The organism is Streptomyces durocortorensis (genome assembly GCF_016901035.1).
Lineage (GTDB): Bacteria > Actinomycetota > Actinomycetes > Streptomycetales > Streptomycetaceae > Streptomyces > Streptomyces durocortorensis.
Map to the genome: position 1 here is coordinate 1 of NZ_JAFEUF010000485.1, position 1515 is coordinate 1515.

The 1515-nt window shown below is 70.7% G+C and carries 1 protein-coding gene; it reads left to right on the forward strand.

From position 1 onward, the window contains the following. The first annotated feature begins 42 nt into the window (after positions 1-42). A complete protein-coding gene (locus tag JS521_RS35620) occupies positions 43-1254 on the forward strand; it encodes a glycoside hydrolase family 64 protein (RefSeq protein WP_205086985.1) in 1212 nt (403 codons plus the stop codon). Positions 1255-1515 lie beyond the last annotated feature (261 nt).

The window sequence follows — 1515 nt, forward strand, 5'->3', positions numbered from 1 at the left end:
GCCCCCCACCACCTCGGGAGTCCCCTCGTGATTTCACGCCGAATGTTCCTGACCGGCGCCGCCGCATCGGCCGCGGCGCTCACGTACCCCGCCTGGGGCACCGCGCTGAGCCCCCGCGCGTCGGCGGCCCCCGCCACCTGCGAAATCGCCCTGGAGAACAAGTCGTTGCCGGGCACGGTGCACGCGTACGTCACCGGCCATGAGCTGGGCACCGACCGCTGGGTGCTGCTGAAGCCTGACGGCGGCGTCTACCGCCCCGACTCCCCCGGCGCCCCGCAGACCCCGCTGCCCGTCGACTGCGCCATCCCGCTCAAGGGCGCGGGCGCGGGGCCGGTCGTGCTGACCCTGCCGCAGATGTACGGGGCCCGGGTCTACTTCGTCCGCGACGACAAGCTGGACTTCTTCCTCAACCCGGGCCCGTCCCTGGTGGAGCCGGCCTTCGCGACGCCGACGGACCCGAACTACGGGCGGACCTGGGCGTTCGCCGAGTTCACCTTCAACACCGAGCAGCTGTACTCCAACATCAGCTACGTCGACCTGCTCACCGCGCTGCCGATCGGCATCACGCTGGAGGGGGACGCCACCCATGTCGTGACCCCGCATCCGGAGGGCGCGGTGGAGCGGATCGCGGAGGACCTCGCCGCCCAGGCGGCCGCCGACGGACAGCCCTGGGACAAGCTGATCACCCGGGGCGACGACGGCAAGGTGCTGCGGGTCGTCTCGCCGCAGAACATCATGGCCCCGTACTTCGACCGGCCGGCCGAGATGCCGTTCCGGGGCCTCTTCGAGGCGCAGATCGACGAGGTGTGGGAGAAGTACCGCTCCGAGGACCTGCGGATCGACCTCCAGGGCGGCCGGGGCACGCTGGCGGGCCGGGTGAGCGGTGACGTCCTGACCTTCGAGGGCGGCCACACCTTCACCAAGCCGGAGACGAAGGACATCTTCACCTGCAACCACGGCCCGTTCACCAACAACCCGGACGACTCCGACGACAAGAAGGCGATCCTGGCGCGGCTCGCGGCGGGCTTCAACCGCTCGATCATGCTGAGCCACCCGAGCCAGCCGAACGGCACGTCCACGGGGGACTACTACAAGACCGCGGTCACCAACCACTGGTCCCGGGTGGTCCACGCGAACAGCCCGATCGGTTACGCGTTCCCGTACGACGACGTCCGCCCGGACGGTGAGCCGGACGTCTCGGGCGCGGCGCACGACGGGAACCCGCGTCGCTTCACGGTGAGCGTGGGCTCCTGACGCCCGCCCGGTAGACCCGTGTGCCCCCGTCCGTGCGGCGGGGGCACACGTATGTCCGGGACGCTCCCTTGCACCCGCTCCGGGGAACCGATACCTCGTCAACCGATACCTCATCAATTAACACCATGTGTGGCGTTCTTGACTTCGCCCCGGCGCCCCGGGACGGTGCCCTATGCGAATGAACCGACTCCCCCACCGGCTGCTCACAGCGGTCGCCGCCGGCCTCCTGCTGACCGCCGCCGCCCCGGCCCACGGGGCGGA

Coding starts and splice junctions, on each gene's coding strand:
- JS521_RS35620 (WP_205086985.1), top strand. CDS start 43: ATGTTCCTGACCGGCGCCGCCGCATCGGCCGCGGCGCTCACGTACCCC.